Source organism: Nocardioides sp. InS609-2 (genome assembly GCF_023208195.1).
Classification (GTDB): domain Bacteria; phylum Actinomycetota; class Actinomycetes; order Propionibacteriales; family Nocardioidaceae; genus Nocardioides.
The window spans coordinates 558,453-572,293 of record NZ_CP060034.1 but is presented as its reverse complement, the minus strand read 5'-3'; the positions used below and the strand labels follow the sequence as shown (position 1 = coordinate 572,293).

Here is a 13,841-nt window from a genome sequence, read left to right as displayed (position 1 = left end):
GAGACCGCCACAAACGGAAGGAGGAAGCATGATCGAGGGACTGCTCCCTGAGCTGGAAGTCATCCGCAAGGACTTCCCGATCCTCGAACGCACCCTTCCCGGCGGCATCCCGCTGGTCTACCTGGACAGCGCGAACACCTCCCAGAAGCCGCAGGTCGTGATCGACACGATGGTCGACCACCTCGAGCACCACAACGCCAACATCGCGCGAGCGATGCACGTGCTGGGCGCCGAGTCGACCGAGGCGTTCGAGTCGGCCCGGGACCGGGTGGCGGCGTTCATCAATGCGCCGTCGCGCGACGAGGTGATCTTCACCAAGAACGCCTCCGAGGCGCTCAACCTAGTCGCCAACACGCTGGCCTGGAAGGGCCCGCACCAGCTGGGCGAGGGCGACGAGGTCGTCATCACCGAGATGGAGCACCACTCCAACATCGTGCCGTGGCAGCTCGTCACCGAGCGCACCGGTGCGACCCTGCGCTGGTTCGGGCTCACCGACGACGGCCACCTCGACCTGACGAACATCGACGACCTGATCACCGAGCGCACCAAGGTCGTCTCGCTGACCTGGGTCTCCAACATGCTGGGCACGATCAACCCAGTGGCCGAGATCACCCGACGGGCCCACGAAGTGGGTGCGCTGGTCGTGGTCGACGCGTCGCAGGCCGCTCCGCAGCTGCCTATCGACCTGACGTCGTGCGACGCCGCCTCGCGGCCTGACTTCGTGGCCTTCACCGGTCACAAAGTGGTCGGCCCGACCGGCATCGGCGTGCTCTGGGGCCGCCGCGAGGCGCTCGAGGCGCTGCCGCCGTTCCTCGGTGGCGGCGAGATGATCGAGACCGTACGCATGGAGTCCTCGACGTACGCCGGGATCCCGCACAAGTTCGAGGCGGGCACGCCGCCGATCGTCGAGGCCATCGGTCTCGGTGCGGCGGTCGACTACCTCACCCACATCGGCATGGACGCGATCCACCTGCACGAGCAGGTCGTCACGGGCTACGCGCTCGACGGCCTTGCCACGGTGCCCGGCCTGACGGTGCTCGGACCGCTCGATCCCACCCAGCGTGGGGGAGCGATCTCGTTCGAGCTCGCCGGTGTGCACCCGCACGACGTGGCCACGGTGCTCGACACCCGCGGCATCGCCGTCCGCGCCGGTCACCACTGCGCCAAGCCGGCGCACGCCCGTTTCGGGGTGCAGAGCTCGGTGCGGATGTCGTCGTACCTCTACACGACGCCTGCCGAGATCGACGCGCTCATCGAGGGCCTGCACTTCACCCGCGACTACTTCAAGGTGAGCTGATGTCTGCCGAGCTCGACTCGCTGTACCAGGAGATCATCCTGGACCACTACAAGCACCCGCACCACGCAGGGCTCCGTGACCCGTTCGGGGCCGAGGTGCACCACGTCAACCCGACCTGCGGTGACGAGCTCACCCTGCGGGTGCGTCTTGAAGGGGGAGTTGACGGTTCCGTGGTCAGCGACGTGTCTTACGACGCGGTCGGCTGCTCCATCTCGCAGGCGTCGGCGTCGGTGATGACCGACCTGGTCATCGGCAAGTCGGTCGACGAGGCGCTCGAGATCCACCAGACGTTCCTGGCCCTGATGCAGGGCAAGGGCCAGGTGGAGCCCGACGAGGACGTCCTCGAGGACGCCATCGCCTTCGCCGGAGTTGCGAAGTTCCCGGCGCGCGTGAAGTGCGCTCTACTCTCATGGATGGCCTGGAAAGACGCCACCGCACAAGCCCAGGAGGAGTCACATGCCTGACCACAGCGATCTGCCCGAGGTTCCCGAGGCGAGCGGTTCGGTCTCGACCGTTTCGGTCGACGACGTGACCGAGGCGATGAAGGACGTCGTCGACCCCGAGCTCGGCATCAACGTCGTCGACCTCGGCCTCGTCTACGACGTGCACCTCGACGAGGGCCACAACGTCGTCCTCGACATGACCCTGACGTCGGCGGCCTGCCCGCTGACCGACGTGATCATGGATCAGACCAACCAGGCGCTCGAGGGCATCGTCAATGACGTCGCCATCAACTGGGTCTGGATGCCGCCGTGGGGTCCCGACAAGATCACCCCCGACGGCCGCGAGCAGCTGCGGGCGCTCGGCTTCAACGTCTGATCCTGATCGCGCAGTTTGGCCTCTCGCCCCGGGTGGCACCCTCACCCGCATGAGGATCCGGAGAACCGCGCTGGCGCTGATCGTCGCACGTTCAGCGGCGCCGACCTGTTCTTCGCCACCCCGGGTCAAGAGGCCACCGAGACCGGCCTGAGCGTTGCCAGCGAGGGCATCGCGGCCTCGCCCGACGGCAGCAAGCTGACGGTCCTCGACGCCGACTACGACGACGGCAGTGCCGTCATGAGGACCTTCGACCTGTCCTCGGGCGAGGTGACCACGTCCGAGGACGGCATGGACACCTCCGACTACGGTGATCCGGTGGACCATCTCCTGGAGATGGAGGTGGAGGTCCTCGGGATCACCGACGAGAGCGTGTACGCCCGGGTGGTCCAGGGGGACTACGTCTGCGACCTCGCCACGGGCGAGGGTCGGCCCCTGGGCGATGACGAGGAAGTGCCGGGGTACGGCGCCGATGCCAAGAAGAGCCCGGACGGCAGCTGGCGAATCGAGCAGGGCGAGGTGCTGCGGGACACGATCATCTCCGCCGGCGGTGAGGTCACCCCTGAGTCCGGAACGACCCGGTGGACCCTCTCGCGCTGGGTGGACTCAGACACCGTGCTTGGAGTCGCCATCGATGGGCCCGGCCAGGGCCAGGAGATCGGATCCGGGGACTCGCTGACGCTCATGACCTGTGAGGTTCCGTCGGGGGCGTGCGATCAGATCCCGGAGACCACGGGGGAGCGAATCGTCTTCCCATTGCGCACCGAGCCCTCGACTGCCATCAGCCTCGGCCCCCGGGAGGGGTCATGACCCATCCGGAGATCGAGTACGCCCGGCTCGTCTCGGGCGACGCGGCGGGCATCCGGTCGCGGGCCGGGGCCCTCGATGCCGTACTCCACACACTCGTCGGGGCTCGTGAGGATCTCGCGAGCGCCGAGGAGATCCCGGTGTGGTCGGGTGGAGCGGCGATGGCGTTCACCGTGCGGGCGGCGGCGTTGCGGCAGGGGCTGTCGTTGACGCGTACGACGCTGGTGCGCGCGCGGGGTGCGCTGGAGACGGCGGCGGGAGCCTACACGGGCACCGATGACCGGGTCCGCGGCGCCTTCTCGGGGACGACGCCCAGCTGAGCCGGCAAGGAGGGTGTCAGGCATCCTTGGCCCATGCGCTTCACCGAGCACGAGCTGACCGTCGCCGTGACCGCCGCAGCCAAGACCGTGGCGGGCGCGCGCAGGTCCGTCGTACGCCGTCGCGGACACGGTGACGAGGCGTGGGCGGGGATGAGCCCCCAGGAGCGCTACCAGGTGCTCGACGGAGTGGGCAGCCAGGTGTTGCCGGTGCTGCTGGCGCTCCCGGATGTCGAGGTCGTCGCGGGCACCCGCCCCACGTTTACCGACGCCCAAGTGCTGGCTGCGGTCCAGGAGACGCTCGGCGAGGCCGGCAGACGGCTGCGGCGCAAGGTCGTCGTGGCCGCCCGGGTCGCCCTGGTGCGCGCGGCCCTGGCCCAGCTGCCCCCGCGCCAGGATCCTGACGCGCTGGTGGTCCCGGACTCGCTGTGAGCATGCCGGGCCCGGCTAGGCTCCGGCTCGTGAAGACACCCGTCGAAGCCTTCTGGGAGCTGGCCCGGTTCCACGCCAAGCTCAACAGCGCGCCGTCGTACTTCGGTCCGACGACGCTCGAGGTCGTGCCACCGCCGGCCTTCTCGTACGGCGCGACGCCGGAGCAGTCGGACGAGCTGCTGGCCCTGGTGCTGGACGGCACCAAGACCGCGACGGCGGGTGCGCTGTGGGACTACGAGTCGGAGGACGAGCAGCTGCCGGAGCCCGGCACGATGAGCATCCTGCTCGACGGTTCCGGCCATCCGCGTGCCCTGGTCGAGGCCACCGAGGTGTCGGTCGTGCCGTTCGAGGAGGTCACCGAGGAGCACGCGTTCCTCGAGGGCGAGGGGGACCGTTCGCTGACCCACTGGCGCGAGGTGCACGAGCAGCTCTTCACCCAGATCGCGACCCACGACCGTGGCTTCAGCCCCGACATGCCCGTCGTGCTCGAGCGGTTCCGCGTGATCTACCAGTCCGAGTGACGTCCCGGCCGGCTGCCGGTCATGATGTGCGGATGCGGACCATGGGTGTCGAGGAAGAGCTGCTCATCGTCGACGGCAACGGTGAGCCACGGGCGGTCGCTGCAGCAGCGCTGAGAGCGATCGACGAGAGCCAACAGGCCACCGACTCCCAGGGTGATGTCACCGGCGCCGTCGTCGGCGAGCTCATGCTCCAGCAGCTGGAGACCGGCACCAGGCCGTGTCGCACCCTCGCCGAGCTGTCCGACGAGCTTGGAACCTGGCGTCGACGAGCCGACGAGGCGGCCAGGACCACGGGCTGCCGGGCAGTCGCGCTCGCGACGTCGCCGGTGCCCGTCGTACCCGAGACGACGTCGTCGCCGCGCTACCGCCGGATGGCCGAGGAGTTCGGGCTGACCGAGGCCGAGCAGCTCGTGTGCGGGTGCCACGTGCACGTCTCCGTCGAGTCCGACGAGGAGGGCGTGGCCGTGCTCGACCGCATCCGGGGCTGGCTGCCGGTGCTCGTCGCGCTGTCGGCCAACTCGCCGTACTGGCAGGGAGTCGACACCGGTTACGCGAGCTTTCGCTCCCAGATCTGGCGTCGATGGCCGTCGGCGGGGGCGACCGACGTGTTCGGCTCGGTCGAGACCTACCGGGGGGCCGTGCACGCGATGGTCGCCACCGGCACCCTGCTCGACGAGGGGATGGTCTACTTCGACGCCCGCCTCTCGCGTGCGTACCCCACGGTCGAGGTGCGGGTCGCCGACGTCTCTCCGGACCGCGAGGTGGTGGTGCTCATCGCGGCTCTCGTCCGAGGCCTCGTGGACACCTCAGCCGCCGAGTGGCGTGCCGGCACTCAACCGCCCGCCGTGCCGACGATGCTGATCCACCTGGCCACCTGGCGCGCCGGACGGGCCGGCCTCACCGGTGATCTGGTGGACGTGTTCACCGGAATGCCCCGACCGGCGGCCGAGGTGGTGCGGTCCCTGGTCGACCACGTACGAGCCGCGCTGGACGCGGCGGGTGACACCGCCCTGGTGGAGCGGGTCGTGGACAGGATTCTTCACGAAGGTACGACGGCCGACCGGCAGCGCGCGGTGCTGGCCGAGACGGGCGAGCTCTCCGATGTCGTGCGTGACATGGTCGACCTCACGCACCGCTGACGCCGGGACCCTTCAACGCGATCGTGAGGGTGAAGTGCGCGCCGACAACACCGTCGCGTGCCGTCACGTCTCCTCCATGGGCCCGGGCGATCTGCCGCGCGATCGGCAGCCCGAGGCCGGTGCCGCCACTGTCCCGAGCCCGTGATTCGTCGAGCCGCACGAAGCGCTCGAAGATGCGTTCCTGATCGGGCGACGGCACGCCCGGGCCGTCGTCGAGCACCGACACCTGGGCCGACGTGGCCGTCGAGCTCAGCCGCAACTCCACCCGGTGAAGCGCGTGCCGGGCCCCGTTGTCGGTGAGGTTGCGCAGCGCGCGGGCCAGGTGGTGGGGGTCGCAGACCACCCGCACCGGCGGGGCGCTGACGAAGATCTCGAGCTGTCCGGGCCGACGCAGACGGTCAGCCTCCGACCGCACCAGGTCGTCGAGATCGACCTCGCGCAGGTGCATCGCCAGCCCGTGCTCGTCCGCCCTGGCCAGCAGGAGCAGGTCCGAGACGAGCCGGTCGACGCGGTCCAACTCCGACAAGACCTCCGTGGAGACCGAGGGCCAGCTGGAGGCATCCGGATGGAGCGAGTGGATCTCATGGGCGGCCCGGATCATCGCGAGCGGACTCCGCAGCTCGTGCGAGGCGTCGCCGACGAACCGCTGCTGCGACTCGGCACTGGCCTGGAGCCGGGCAAGCATCGAGTTCATCGTGGTGGCGAGGCGAGCGATCTCGTCGTCGCCCCGGGGGACGGGCACGCGGGCCGACAGTGATGGCGTGCCGTCGATGGTCGCGACGCGTCGCCGGATCGCCTCGACCGGGGCGAGAGCCCGGCCTGTCAGCCAGTACGACGTCAGGGCCACCGCGAGCAGGACGAGTGGGTAGCCGATGAGCAGGAGCCGACCAACGACGGCGGTCGACTCCTGGACGGTCTCGAGGCTCTGTGCCGCGATCACCACCAGCTCGCCGCCGGAAGCCGAGACACCTTCAGCGACGACGACGAACATCTCGCCCTCGCCGATGGGGAGCGACCCGGTGGTAACCACGCGCACCTGCCCCGGGGCGGGCACCACGTCGACGAGGGCGGGTTCGCCGTCGATCGACGGGCTGGCCGCGACCACGGAGCGGTGGGCGTCGACGACCTGGATCACGGACTGGTCCCCGCCTCCGCCCCGGAGGTCGATCGCCGACCCGTCGCGTGTCACCCGGGCTGCTGCATCGCTGGCCTCCTGTCGAGCCACCTCGGTCAGGGAGGCCTGTAGCTGATGGCGCTGAAGGACGACGAAGGCGACCGCCGCGGCGGCGAGCACGACGGCCACCACCAGGGTGGCGGAGACCGACGTCCGGACGCGTACGCCGCGGAGGAGCCTCCGGCGCTCAACCACCGTTGCCCTCCAGGCGGTAGCCGACGCCGCGGACCGTCTCGATGGCCCGGCGTCCGAACGGCTGGTCGATCTTGCGCCTCAGGTAGCCGACGTACACCTCGACCACGTTGTCGTCTCCGTCGTAGTTGAGGTCCCAGACGCTCTGTAGGATCTCCGTCTTCGAGACCACGTCGCCGCGGTGCCGCATCAGGTAGGCGAGCACCCCGAACTCGCGCGGGGTCAGCGAGATGTCCTCGCCCGCACGCGTCACCCGGCGCGCACCGAGGTCCAGGCTCAGGTCGCCCGCAGTCAGGAGGGCCGGCCGCTCCGGTGCGCCGCGTCGTACGAGAGCACGCACGCGCGCCACGAGGACGACGAACGAGAACGGCTTCGTGAGGTAGTCGTCGGCGCCGAGGTCGAACGCGTCGACCTCGTCGTACTCGCCGTCCTTGGCCGTCAGCATCAGGACCGGGGTCCAGATCCCGGCGGCGCGCATCCGACGGCACACGTCATAGCCGTTGAGTCGCGGCAGCATGATGTCGAGGACGACCACGTCGTACGACGATGTCTCGGCGGCCTCGAGGCCCACCTCGCCGTCGTGGGCGAGGTCGACGACGAACCCCTCCGCGACCAGACCTCGACGGACGGTCTCGGCGAGCCGGACCTCGTCCTCCACCAACAGCACGCGCACGGGTCTGTCCTTCCTCGGACTCTGGAGAGCATCCTGCGGGGTCGATGCTGAGAGCGCGCTGTGAACGGGTGTGCTGCCCCTCAGCGACCCTCAGCGTCCTCACAGCACCGGTCATGCAGTCTGAGTTTGTCAGTCCGCAACGTGCGGTCGACGGAGGGAGAACATCATGCGCAACGTCAAGCGCAACGCAGCCTTGATCGCCTCGGCGGCTGTCATCGCCAGCGTCGGGATCGGCGGTGTCATGGCCGCACAGGCCCACAGCTCCAACGGCAGCTCCGACCAGACCTCGGAGGTCGAGGAGACGTCCGACGGACCCGACCAGGGTCCGGATGCCGACGCCAGCGAGCCCGGTCACCAGGACGCCGACGAGAGTGGCGAGGCCGAGGGCAACGAGGCGAACGAGACAGGCGAGTCCGACGAAGCCCCCGAGGAGTCGTCCGACGGTGCCGACCAGGGTCCGGACGCCGACCCGAACGAACCCGGCCACCAGGACGCCGACGAGAGTGGCGAGACCGAGTAGTCCGTCGGCCGCTGAATGTTGAGCATGACATCGGCCGTCAGTTCGCGGGATGGATGCAATGGCGGTCGACGTCGGCACGAGGTGGTAGCGAACGTCCAGCTGGGCCTGTCCGGCAGTGGCGTCGACGTCCCAGACGCTCATCAGCCCGAGAGCGGCCACCCCGCCCAGGTGATCGGCCACGTCGAAGAAGTCGATCAGCACGGCGGCCGGTCGGCCCAGTAGTGGCCGTACAGGGAACTGCCTGGCGTCAACTGTGAGGCAACCAGCATGAACCCACCCTCGTCGGAGCTCGGCGGCTGGCCGCCGGCGTACGCGGGGACCGGACGTGAGGGATCAGTGTCGCGGTCACGGTCAGATGGTGAGTTGCGGCACCTGCCAGCGACCTGATCACCGAACGAAACGCTGTGCCCCGAGCGGGGGACACCCGAGGCACAGCAGCTGGGGGTTGCGGCGCTCAGGCCCGGCGTTGCTGGATGGTGAACCAGCCGACCGCGGCCACGATGACGGCCAGGAACAGGCCACTGGTGCCGTTGGTGCCGAGGCCCAGACCGCCGTCGGCCGGGGTGGCGGTCAGGTAGTCGCCCATGGACGCACCGAACGGGCGGGTCAGGATGTAGGCGGCCCAGAAGGCGAGGACCGCGTTGAGTCCGCCCTTGAGGTGGGCCACCGTCACCAGGGCGATCATGATGCCGAACAGCACGGCCGAGGTCAGGTAGCCCAGCGCCAGCTTCTCGCCGACCAGGTCACCGGCGGACGTGCCGAGCGCGAACGTGAAGAGGATCGCCAACCAGTAGAACCCTTCACGGCGACTCGTGACGATCGTGTGGATCGACAGGGTGCGCTCCGCACGGAACCACAGGGCGAACGTCGCAGCCAGGGCCACGGAGAACGCGGTCGTGGTGGTCCACAGGCTCACGCCCAGGTTGTCCACCAGGTTGTCGGAGACCAGCGTGCCGACGATGCTGATGAGCACGACCGCCAGCCAGTACGCCGCGGGAACGTAGCGCGTCAGCCGGAACTGGACCACCAGTGCGGCGGCCAGGAGCACGGACATCAGGATCGACGTCACCGGCAGGCCCAGCCCCAGGTTGTCGGCGAGGAAGTCGGCGGCGGTCTCGCCGACCGTGGTCGACAGGATCTTCACGACCCAGAAGAGCAGGAAGACCTCGGGGACCTTGTTGAGCATGGTCCTGGCCGTGGCCGCGCGTCGGCCGGGAGCAGGAGGGGCGGATGACGTGTCGCCGGTCACCGGCGGGGGCTGTGAGTGGCTCATGCGGGAGACCTTGCCTACGGCTACCTGCCACCGACCTGACTGTTCCACCGCGGGCTATGCGCGGGGGAGCCAGATCACGAAGCGGGTCGGGTCCTGCGGCTGGGCGAGCTCGACGTCGCCGCCGATGCTCCGGGCCATCCGCCGGGCGATGGCCAGACCGAGGCCCGCACCCGAGCCGCCGGACGACGTCGCGCCGGGCACGAAGATGTCGTCCACGCCGCTGCTGACACCCGGCCCGTCGTCGTCAACGGTGACCAGCACGAAGCTCGGGTGGCTGGTGTCGCTCGATATCCGGACCCGGCTACGGGCGAAGCGGACGGCGTTCTCGACGACGGGTGCCAGGGCGCGGTGCACGATGGCGTGCGGTGCCCCGATGCGTTGGTCGGGCAGCTCGACCTCGATGCGTACGTCGCCTGCGGGCACGGCCTCGACCACCTCGGCCACCACCTCGGTCAGCTCGCACGATGCCGCGTCGAGCATGGCGGACTCGGACCTGGCCAGGTCGAGCATGGTGGTGATGGTCGTGGACATGCGACGGGCGCAGGCCGCGACCTCCTCCAGGTTCTCGCGTGCCTGCGGTGACAGGTCGTCCTGCATGAGGCTGAGGTCGGCGGCGCCCAGCACCGCCGTCAACGGTGTGCGCAACTCGTGGGCGAGCTCGGAAGTGAGCCGCTGCTCGCCCCGGATCGCTGCCGAGACCTTGTCCAGGAGCGTGTCGAGGACGGCAGCGAGTGCGGTGATCTCGTTGGTCGGCGGGCCGAGGCCGAACCGCCGGGACAAGTCGTGCTCGCTCCAGTCGGCCGCGGTGCTGGTCAGGGTGGCGACAGGTCGGAGCGCCCGCGAGGACACCCACGCAGCCAGGCTGGCGGCCGCCGCCGTCGCCAGCAACCCCGTGACGAGGCTGACGATCAGGGCATACCTCTCGGCCTCCTCGTACGGCGCGAGCCGCTCGGAGACCACCACGACACCGCGCACGCCGGTGGTCGTCGTGAACGGCTCGGCGACCAGCCGGAACGACTTGTTCGGGTCGTCGTAGCGCGTCGACCGCACCCGGCCCAGCTCGTCGTACGCCGAACGTAGTCCCCGGGTGGGCAGGCCCACGACCGGCTGTCCGAGCTCGTCGTAGACGACCACGCCGACGTCGAGGGCGGCGGCCGGGACGACGAGCTCCTGACCCGTTGTTGCGCTGATGGCGGAGCTGACGACAGCGTCGGCGCGGTCCTCGAGCACACGGTCGACGTTGCTCCTGCTGAGGTCGGCCAGGATCAGCTGGAGGACGACGGTCAGCAGCAGCATGGCGAACGCCGTGACGCACGCCGTGAGCACGACCAGCTGGCGACGGAACGATCCTGTCGGCAGGGCGGTGGTCGAGGACGGGAGCGTCACGTCAACCGGAACCCGACGCCGCGCACGGTCTCGATGGTGACGGGCGAGGACACCGACTCGAGCTTGGTGCGCACCCTGCGGATGAACGAGTCGATGGTGTTCTCGCTGACGACGGCGCCGTCGGGCCAGGCAGCGGCGACGACGGTACGACGCCGCACGACCTCGCCCGGCCGGGACGTGATCGCCGCGAGCATCCGGAACTCGGTCGGGGTCAGCAGCACCTCACCGGCCGCCGTACGGACGGAGTGTGCGGCCGGGTCGAGCGTGAGCCCCGCGAGCGGGCGTACGCTCGGGCGCCCGCGCCGGCCCATCGCCTCCACGCGGGCGATCAGCTCCTTGACGTCGAACGGCTTCGGGACGTAGTCGTCACCGCCGGCACTGAAACCGGACAGCCGGTCGTGCACCGCACCCAGCGCGGTGAGGAAAACCACCGGCGCGGACTGGCCGGCCGACCTCAACGCCCGCGTCACGTCGCGTCCGTCGGAGTCGGGCAGGCCGATGTCCATGATCAGCACGTCGACACCGCTGTCCGCGCCGAAGAGGCGCAGCGCCTCGCTGCCGTCGTGGGCGCTCACGACCTCGTGGCCGGACAGCTTCAGTGCCTGGAGCAGTACGCCGCGGATGGGCGCGTCGTCCTCGCAGATGCCGATCAGCACGACGTCACCTCCCCGGTGCTCCGTCCGCCACCTCGCCCCAGGCCGCACGGGCTCCCGAGTCGCCGACCCGATAGACCTGGACGCCGGCGGCCAGCCCGGCGATCACCGCCACCACGGCGACGATGGTCAGCATAGGGGTGCTGGTCGAGCGCAGAGAGCGGGCTCCTCGCCGCTGCAGGAAAACCAGCAGCGCGGACGAGGCCAGCAGGGCGAGCGCGAACCATACGAGCTGATCGCCCAGGGCAGCGTGGCTGCCGGGATCACCGACGCGGCGCTCGAGCTCCTCGCCGCTGGAGGTGGCGACTGGGCAGAGCACGATGGCCGCGAGTGCGGCGGCCACGACGAGCGGACCGTACGGCGTGCGCCATCGAGGGCGGATCGCGATGGCGATGGTGCCGAGCGTCGCGAGCGGAAGCAGCACCACGATCGCGTGCACCACCAGCGGGTGCAGCGGGATGCCGTTGATCAGGTCGAACATGGGGTGTCCTTCCGCCGGGGGACGGTTCGCCGGGGTGCGGCGAGCCTCCTGCGGCATACCTGCCGACGACCTGACCGCGCCGGGTGGTCAGCCCGCGTAGACGGGCAGCGGCGGGTCCCAGGTCAACGGCACGTGGGGTGCGATCTCCTCGGTCTCGCCCTCCGGCCAGGTGCCCGTGCCGACGTACGTCGTGTCGCCGAGCCTGACCCTTGCCGAGTAGGTGAACGGTCCGGGTCCGACGTCGATCGCCCGGCGTCCTTCCGTGTCATCGGCGACGAAGGCCAGGTCGCCAGCGCTGTAGCAGGTCTTGCCCGTCTCGTTGCGTGCTGCGGTCAGCTCGACGCTGTCACCGCTCGATCCGGTGACCGTGATGGTCGCCGCGTCGGGGGAGTAGGGCCGGTCGAGGTCGGCGAGGTAGACCTCGACGCCGTAGCTGTCGAGCGCGCCGTCGTGGTCGCCCAGCACGGCTGCGGAGCCGGTCGCCTGCCCCGGCAGCTGTCCTGCTGTCGGCGTACGCCACTCGATCGTGGTGACCGCGTCGCCAGCCGGGCCATGTCCGGAGATGTCGACCGCCCAGCGACCGGCGGGCCCGGCCGGGTCGATCCGGAAGCTCCGCGGCCCGACTTTCTCGGCAGCCACGGTGATGTGGCGCGGGCACGGGCCGAGCTCGCGAAACGTGACGTCCTCGAAGGTCCAGCCGGCAAGGTCGAAGCCGAACGTCACTGAGTCAGGGCTGCCCACCTTCGGCAGGTTGTCGTCGTCGGGGGCGCCGTCCGCGCAGCCGTTGGTGATGCAGATGGTCCACGGCCGCAGGTCGAGCTGTTCACCGTCCTCGGTCACCACATGGAACTCCGGCGGATCGTCGATCGTGTACGACGACGGCCCGCGCACCGGCGGCAGCCGCACGCCCTCCTCGCGGGCGGTGGGCGCGGCGGTTTCTGGTTCGGCCACCGTGGCCGTACCGCAGCCGGCAAGCGCGAGAAGCGGGAGCACCAACAGGAGACGACGCATGGTGATCCGACGAGTGCGCCGACCGCTGGGTTCCTTCGGCCGTCCCATTTCTGCAGTGATACCCGGCTGGCCGGGTATCCCGACGGCTGGTTACCCGAGAAGCACGCCAGATCGCCCGGCACGGGTGCTTCTGGGGCAGCAAAGGGTCGAGGAGTCGGCCAGCTAGCCTCGCCCCGTGGCCACCCTCTTGCTCGCGTCGAGCCGACTCGTGCGCTGGGTCGAGAACTTCGAGTCCAGGCACGGCGACACCGCACTCACGGTCGCGGAGGGGGCGCTGGCCGGTGAGGCGGTCGACGGCTCGACGTTCACCGCCCGCCTGCCCTTCGCCACGTCGTACGTCGGAGGGGCGGGCGTCGCTGCCTTCGTGACGGCAGTCGAGATCCCGGCGTCGTGGGGGGTGCTGCTGGTGCGCAAGGGCGGGTTCGCGATCGCCCGGCTCGAGCGCGAGGACATGGTCGAGCACAAGATCGGCCAGCGGCACGTGCAGGGCCGCACCAAGGCCGGTGGGCAGAGCCAGCAGCGGTTCGCGCGGCGACGTGACAACCAGGCACGGCAGGCCTACGAAGCGGCAGCCGAGCACGCCGCGCGGATCCTGACCGGCGTGCCATTGGTGGTCGCTGGTGGGGACCACCCAGCGGTCGAGGAGGTGCTGGCCGACCGCCGGCTGGGTCGGCTCGCCGTGGTGGGGCCGTGGCTCCCCGTGCCGGATCCCAAGCGGGTGGTCCTCGACCAGGCGATCGAGGACGCTGCGGCAATCACCATCGACGTCACCAACGCCTGAGGGTCTGCGTAGCCAGGATCCTCAGTCGAGGCCGAGGGAGACGGAATCCGGTTCCGGACTCGCGACTGTGCCGATGGTCGCGCCCGTGCTCGTGCTCGCCGCCTTCCCCCGTCTCCTGTACGGCGTGCTGCCGCGCGCCGCGATCCTCGGCTGGCTGGGCCTCGGGTTCGCGGTGGTGGTGCTGTTCATCGGGCCGGAGTTCCACTTGCCGATGTGGCTGCAGGACGTCTCGCCGTTCCAGCACCTCGCGCTGACGCCGGTCGAGGACTTCCGGTGGACGCCGTTCGTGGCGCTGCTGGCGGTCGCCACGCTGCTGTCGTTCGCGGGTCAATGGGGCTTCCGGAGGCGTGACCTGCGCTAGCGTCCGG

General features: G+C 70.1%; 18 protein-coding genes. 11 read left to right on the top strand and 7 right to left on the bottom strand.

Annotated features, from left to right (window positions below; all coding sequences use genetic code 11):
* Positions 1-28 precede the first annotated feature (28 nt).
* The 8 genes from H4Q84_RS03110 to H4Q84_RS03075 are packed head-to-tail and all read left to right on the top strand — an operon-like array spanning position 29 to position 5,329.
* Complete coding sequence (locus H4Q84_RS03110) at positions 29-1,297, top strand: cysteine desulfurase (protein WP_248581946.1); 1,269 nt, start codon at positions 29-31, stop codon at positions 1,295-1,297.
* The gene (gene sufU, locus H4Q84_RS03105) at positions 1,297-1,761 is read left to right on the top strand and encodes a Fe-S cluster assembly sulfur transfer protein SufU (RefSeq protein ID WP_248581945.1); all 465 of its coding nucleotides are present in this window, start codon (positions 1,297-1,299) and stop codon (positions 1,759-1,761) included. Before H4Q84_RS03110 ends, sufU begins: the two co-directional genes overlap by 1 nt.
* Entirely contained in the window at positions 1,754-2,116 is a 363-nt protein-coding gene (locus H4Q84_RS03100; protein WP_248581944.1) for a metal-sulfur cluster assembly factor, read from the top strand. The genes sufU and H4Q84_RS03100 overlap by 8 nt, the downstream gene beginning before the upstream one ends.
* A 15-nt stretch (positions 2,117-2,131) precedes the next feature.
* A complete protein-coding gene (locus H4Q84_RS03095; RefSeq protein ID WP_248581943.1) occupies positions 2,132-2,923 on the top strand; it encodes a hypothetical protein in 792 nt (263 codons plus the stop codon).
* On the top strand, positions 2,920-3,240 hold the full coding sequence (locus H4Q84_RS03090; protein WP_248581942.1) for a hypothetical protein: 321 nt from the start codon (positions 2,920-2,922) through the stop codon (positions 3,238-3,240). The genes H4Q84_RS03095 and H4Q84_RS03090 overlap by 4 nt, the downstream gene beginning before the upstream one ends.
* A gap of 33 nt (positions 3,241-3,273) precedes the next feature.
* Positions 3,274-3,669 (top strand): hypothetical protein, encoded by a 396-nt coding sequence (locus H4Q84_RS03085; protein ID WP_248581941.1) that lies wholly within the window; start codon positions 3,274-3,276, stop codon positions 3,667-3,669.
* A 29-nt stretch (positions 3,670-3,698) separates the two neighbouring features.
* Entirely contained in the window at positions 3,699-4,190 is a 492-nt protein-coding gene (locus H4Q84_RS03080; RefSeq protein WP_248581940.1) for an ASCH domain-containing protein, read from the top strand.
* Between the two features lie 32 nt (positions 4,191-4,222).
* On the top strand, positions 4,223-5,329 hold the full coding sequence (locus H4Q84_RS03075) for a glutamate--cysteine ligase (protein ID WP_248581939.1): 1,107 nt from the start codon (positions 4,223-4,225) through the stop codon (positions 5,327-5,329).
* Here the strand turns inward: H4Q84_RS03075 and H4Q84_RS03070 are convergent.
* A complete protein-coding gene (locus H4Q84_RS03070; protein WP_248581938.1) occupies positions 5,316-6,698 on the bottom strand; it encodes a HAMP domain-containing sensor histidine kinase in 1,383 nt (460 codons plus the stop codon). The two genes, H4Q84_RS03075 and H4Q84_RS03070, sit on opposite strands and share 14 nt — an antisense overlap.
* On the bottom strand, positions 6,691-7,368 hold the full coding sequence (locus tag H4Q84_RS03065; protein WP_248581937.1) for a response regulator transcription factor: 678 nt from the start codon (positions 7,366-7,368) through the stop codon (positions 6,691-6,693). Before H4Q84_RS03065 ends, H4Q84_RS03070 begins: the two co-directional genes overlap by 8 nt.
* 166 nt (positions 7,369-7,534) lie before the next feature.
* Between H4Q84_RS03065 and H4Q84_RS03060 the strand changes: the two genes are divergently transcribed.
* Complete coding sequence (locus H4Q84_RS03060; protein WP_248581936.1) at positions 7,535-7,888, top strand: hypothetical protein; 354 nt, start codon at positions 7,535-7,537, stop codon at positions 7,886-7,888.
* A gap of 454 nt (positions 7,889-8,342) precedes the next feature.
* Here H4Q84_RS03060 and H4Q84_RS03055 read toward each other — a convergent pair whose 3' ends face one another.
* From H4Q84_RS03055 to H4Q84_RS03035, 5 genes are all read right to left on the bottom strand, one after another.
* Positions 8,343-9,161: a hypothetical protein gene (locus tag H4Q84_RS03055; protein WP_248581935.1), complete on the bottom strand. Its 819-nt coding sequence runs from the start codon at positions 9,159-9,161 to the stop codon at positions 8,343-8,345.
* A gap of 54 nt (positions 9,162-9,215) precedes the next feature.
* Entirely contained in the window at positions 9,216-10,547 is a 1,332-nt protein-coding gene (locus tag H4Q84_RS03050; protein ID WP_248581934.1) for a HAMP domain-containing sensor histidine kinase, read from the bottom strand.
* Complete coding sequence (locus H4Q84_RS03045; protein WP_248581933.1) at positions 10,544-11,203, bottom strand: response regulator transcription factor; 660 nt, start codon at positions 11,201-11,203, stop codon at positions 10,544-10,546. Before H4Q84_RS03045 ends, H4Q84_RS03050 begins: the two co-directional genes overlap by 4 nt.
* A gap of 4 nt (positions 11,204-11,207) precedes the next feature.
* Positions 11,208-11,681: a DUF2231 domain-containing protein gene (locus H4Q84_RS03040; protein ID WP_248581932.1), complete on the bottom strand. Its 474-nt coding sequence runs from the start codon at positions 11,679-11,681 to the stop codon at positions 11,208-11,210.
* Between the two features lie 87 nt (positions 11,682-11,768).
* Entirely contained in the window at positions 11,769-12,692 is a 924-nt protein-coding gene (locus H4Q84_RS03035) for a hypothetical protein (RefSeq protein ID WP_248581931.1), read from the bottom strand.
* Between the two features lie 175 nt (positions 12,693-12,867).
* Between H4Q84_RS03035 and H4Q84_RS03030 the strand changes: the two genes are divergently transcribed.
* The gene (locus H4Q84_RS03030) at positions 12,868-13,473 is read left to right on the top strand and encodes an acVLRF1 family peptidyl-tRNA hydrolase (RefSeq protein ID WP_248581930.1); all 606 of its coding nucleotides are present in this window, start codon (positions 12,868-12,870) and stop codon (positions 13,471-13,473) included.
* Positions 13,474-13,546: 73 nt separating this feature from the next.
* Positions 13,547-13,834, top strand: a complete 288-nt coding sequence (locus H4Q84_RS03025; RefSeq protein WP_248581929.1) for a hypothetical protein — start codon at positions 13,547-13,549, stop codon at positions 13,832-13,834.
* Positions 13,835-13,841: the final 7 nt, after the last annotated feature.

What these genes read in the sequence shown, in the direction of transcription:
- H4Q84_RS03090 (WP_248581942.1), top strand. Translation starts at nt 2,920, where the DNA reads ATGACCCATCCGGAGATCGAGTACGCCCGGCTCGTCTCGGGCGACGCG.
- H4Q84_RS03035 (WP_248581931.1), bottom strand. Translation starts at nt 12,692, where the DNA reads ATGCGTCGTCTCCTGTTGGTGCTCCCGCTTCTCGCGCTTGCCGGCTGC.
- H4Q84_RS03025 (WP_248581929.1), top strand. Translation starts at nt 13,547, where the DNA reads ATGGTCGCGCCCGTGCTCGTGCTCGCCGCCTTCCCCCGTCTCCTGTAC.
- sufU (WP_248581945.1), top strand. Translation starts at nt 1,297, where the DNA reads ATGTCTGCCGAGCTCGACTCGCTGTACCAGGAGATCATCCTGGACCAC.
- H4Q84_RS03110 (WP_248581946.1), top strand. Translation starts at nt 29, where the DNA reads ATGATCGAGGGACTGCTCCCTGAGCTGGAAGTCATCCGCAAGGACTTC.
- H4Q84_RS03055 (WP_248581935.1), bottom strand. Translation starts at nt 9,161, where the DNA reads ATGAGCCACTCACAGCCCCCGCCGGTGACCGGCGACACGTCATCCGCC.
- H4Q84_RS03100 (WP_248581944.1), top strand. Translation starts at nt 1,754, where the DNA reads ATGCCTGACCACAGCGATCTGCCCGAGGTTCCCGAGGCGAGCGGTTCG.
- H4Q84_RS03085 (WP_248581941.1), top strand. Translation starts at nt 3,274, where the DNA reads ATGCGCTTCACCGAGCACGAGCTGACCGTCGCCGTGACCGCCGCAGCC.
- H4Q84_RS03075 (WP_248581939.1), top strand. Translation starts at nt 4,223, where the DNA reads ATGCGGACCATGGGTGTCGAGGAAGAGCTGCTCATCGTCGACGGCAAC.
- H4Q84_RS03040 (WP_248581932.1), bottom strand. Translation starts at nt 11,681, where the DNA reads ATGTTCGACCTGATCAACGGCATCCCGCTGCACCCGCTGGTGGTGCAC.
- H4Q84_RS03060 (WP_248581936.1), top strand. Translation starts at nt 7,535, where the DNA reads ATGCGCAACGTCAAGCGCAACGCAGCCTTGATCGCCTCGGCGGCTGTC.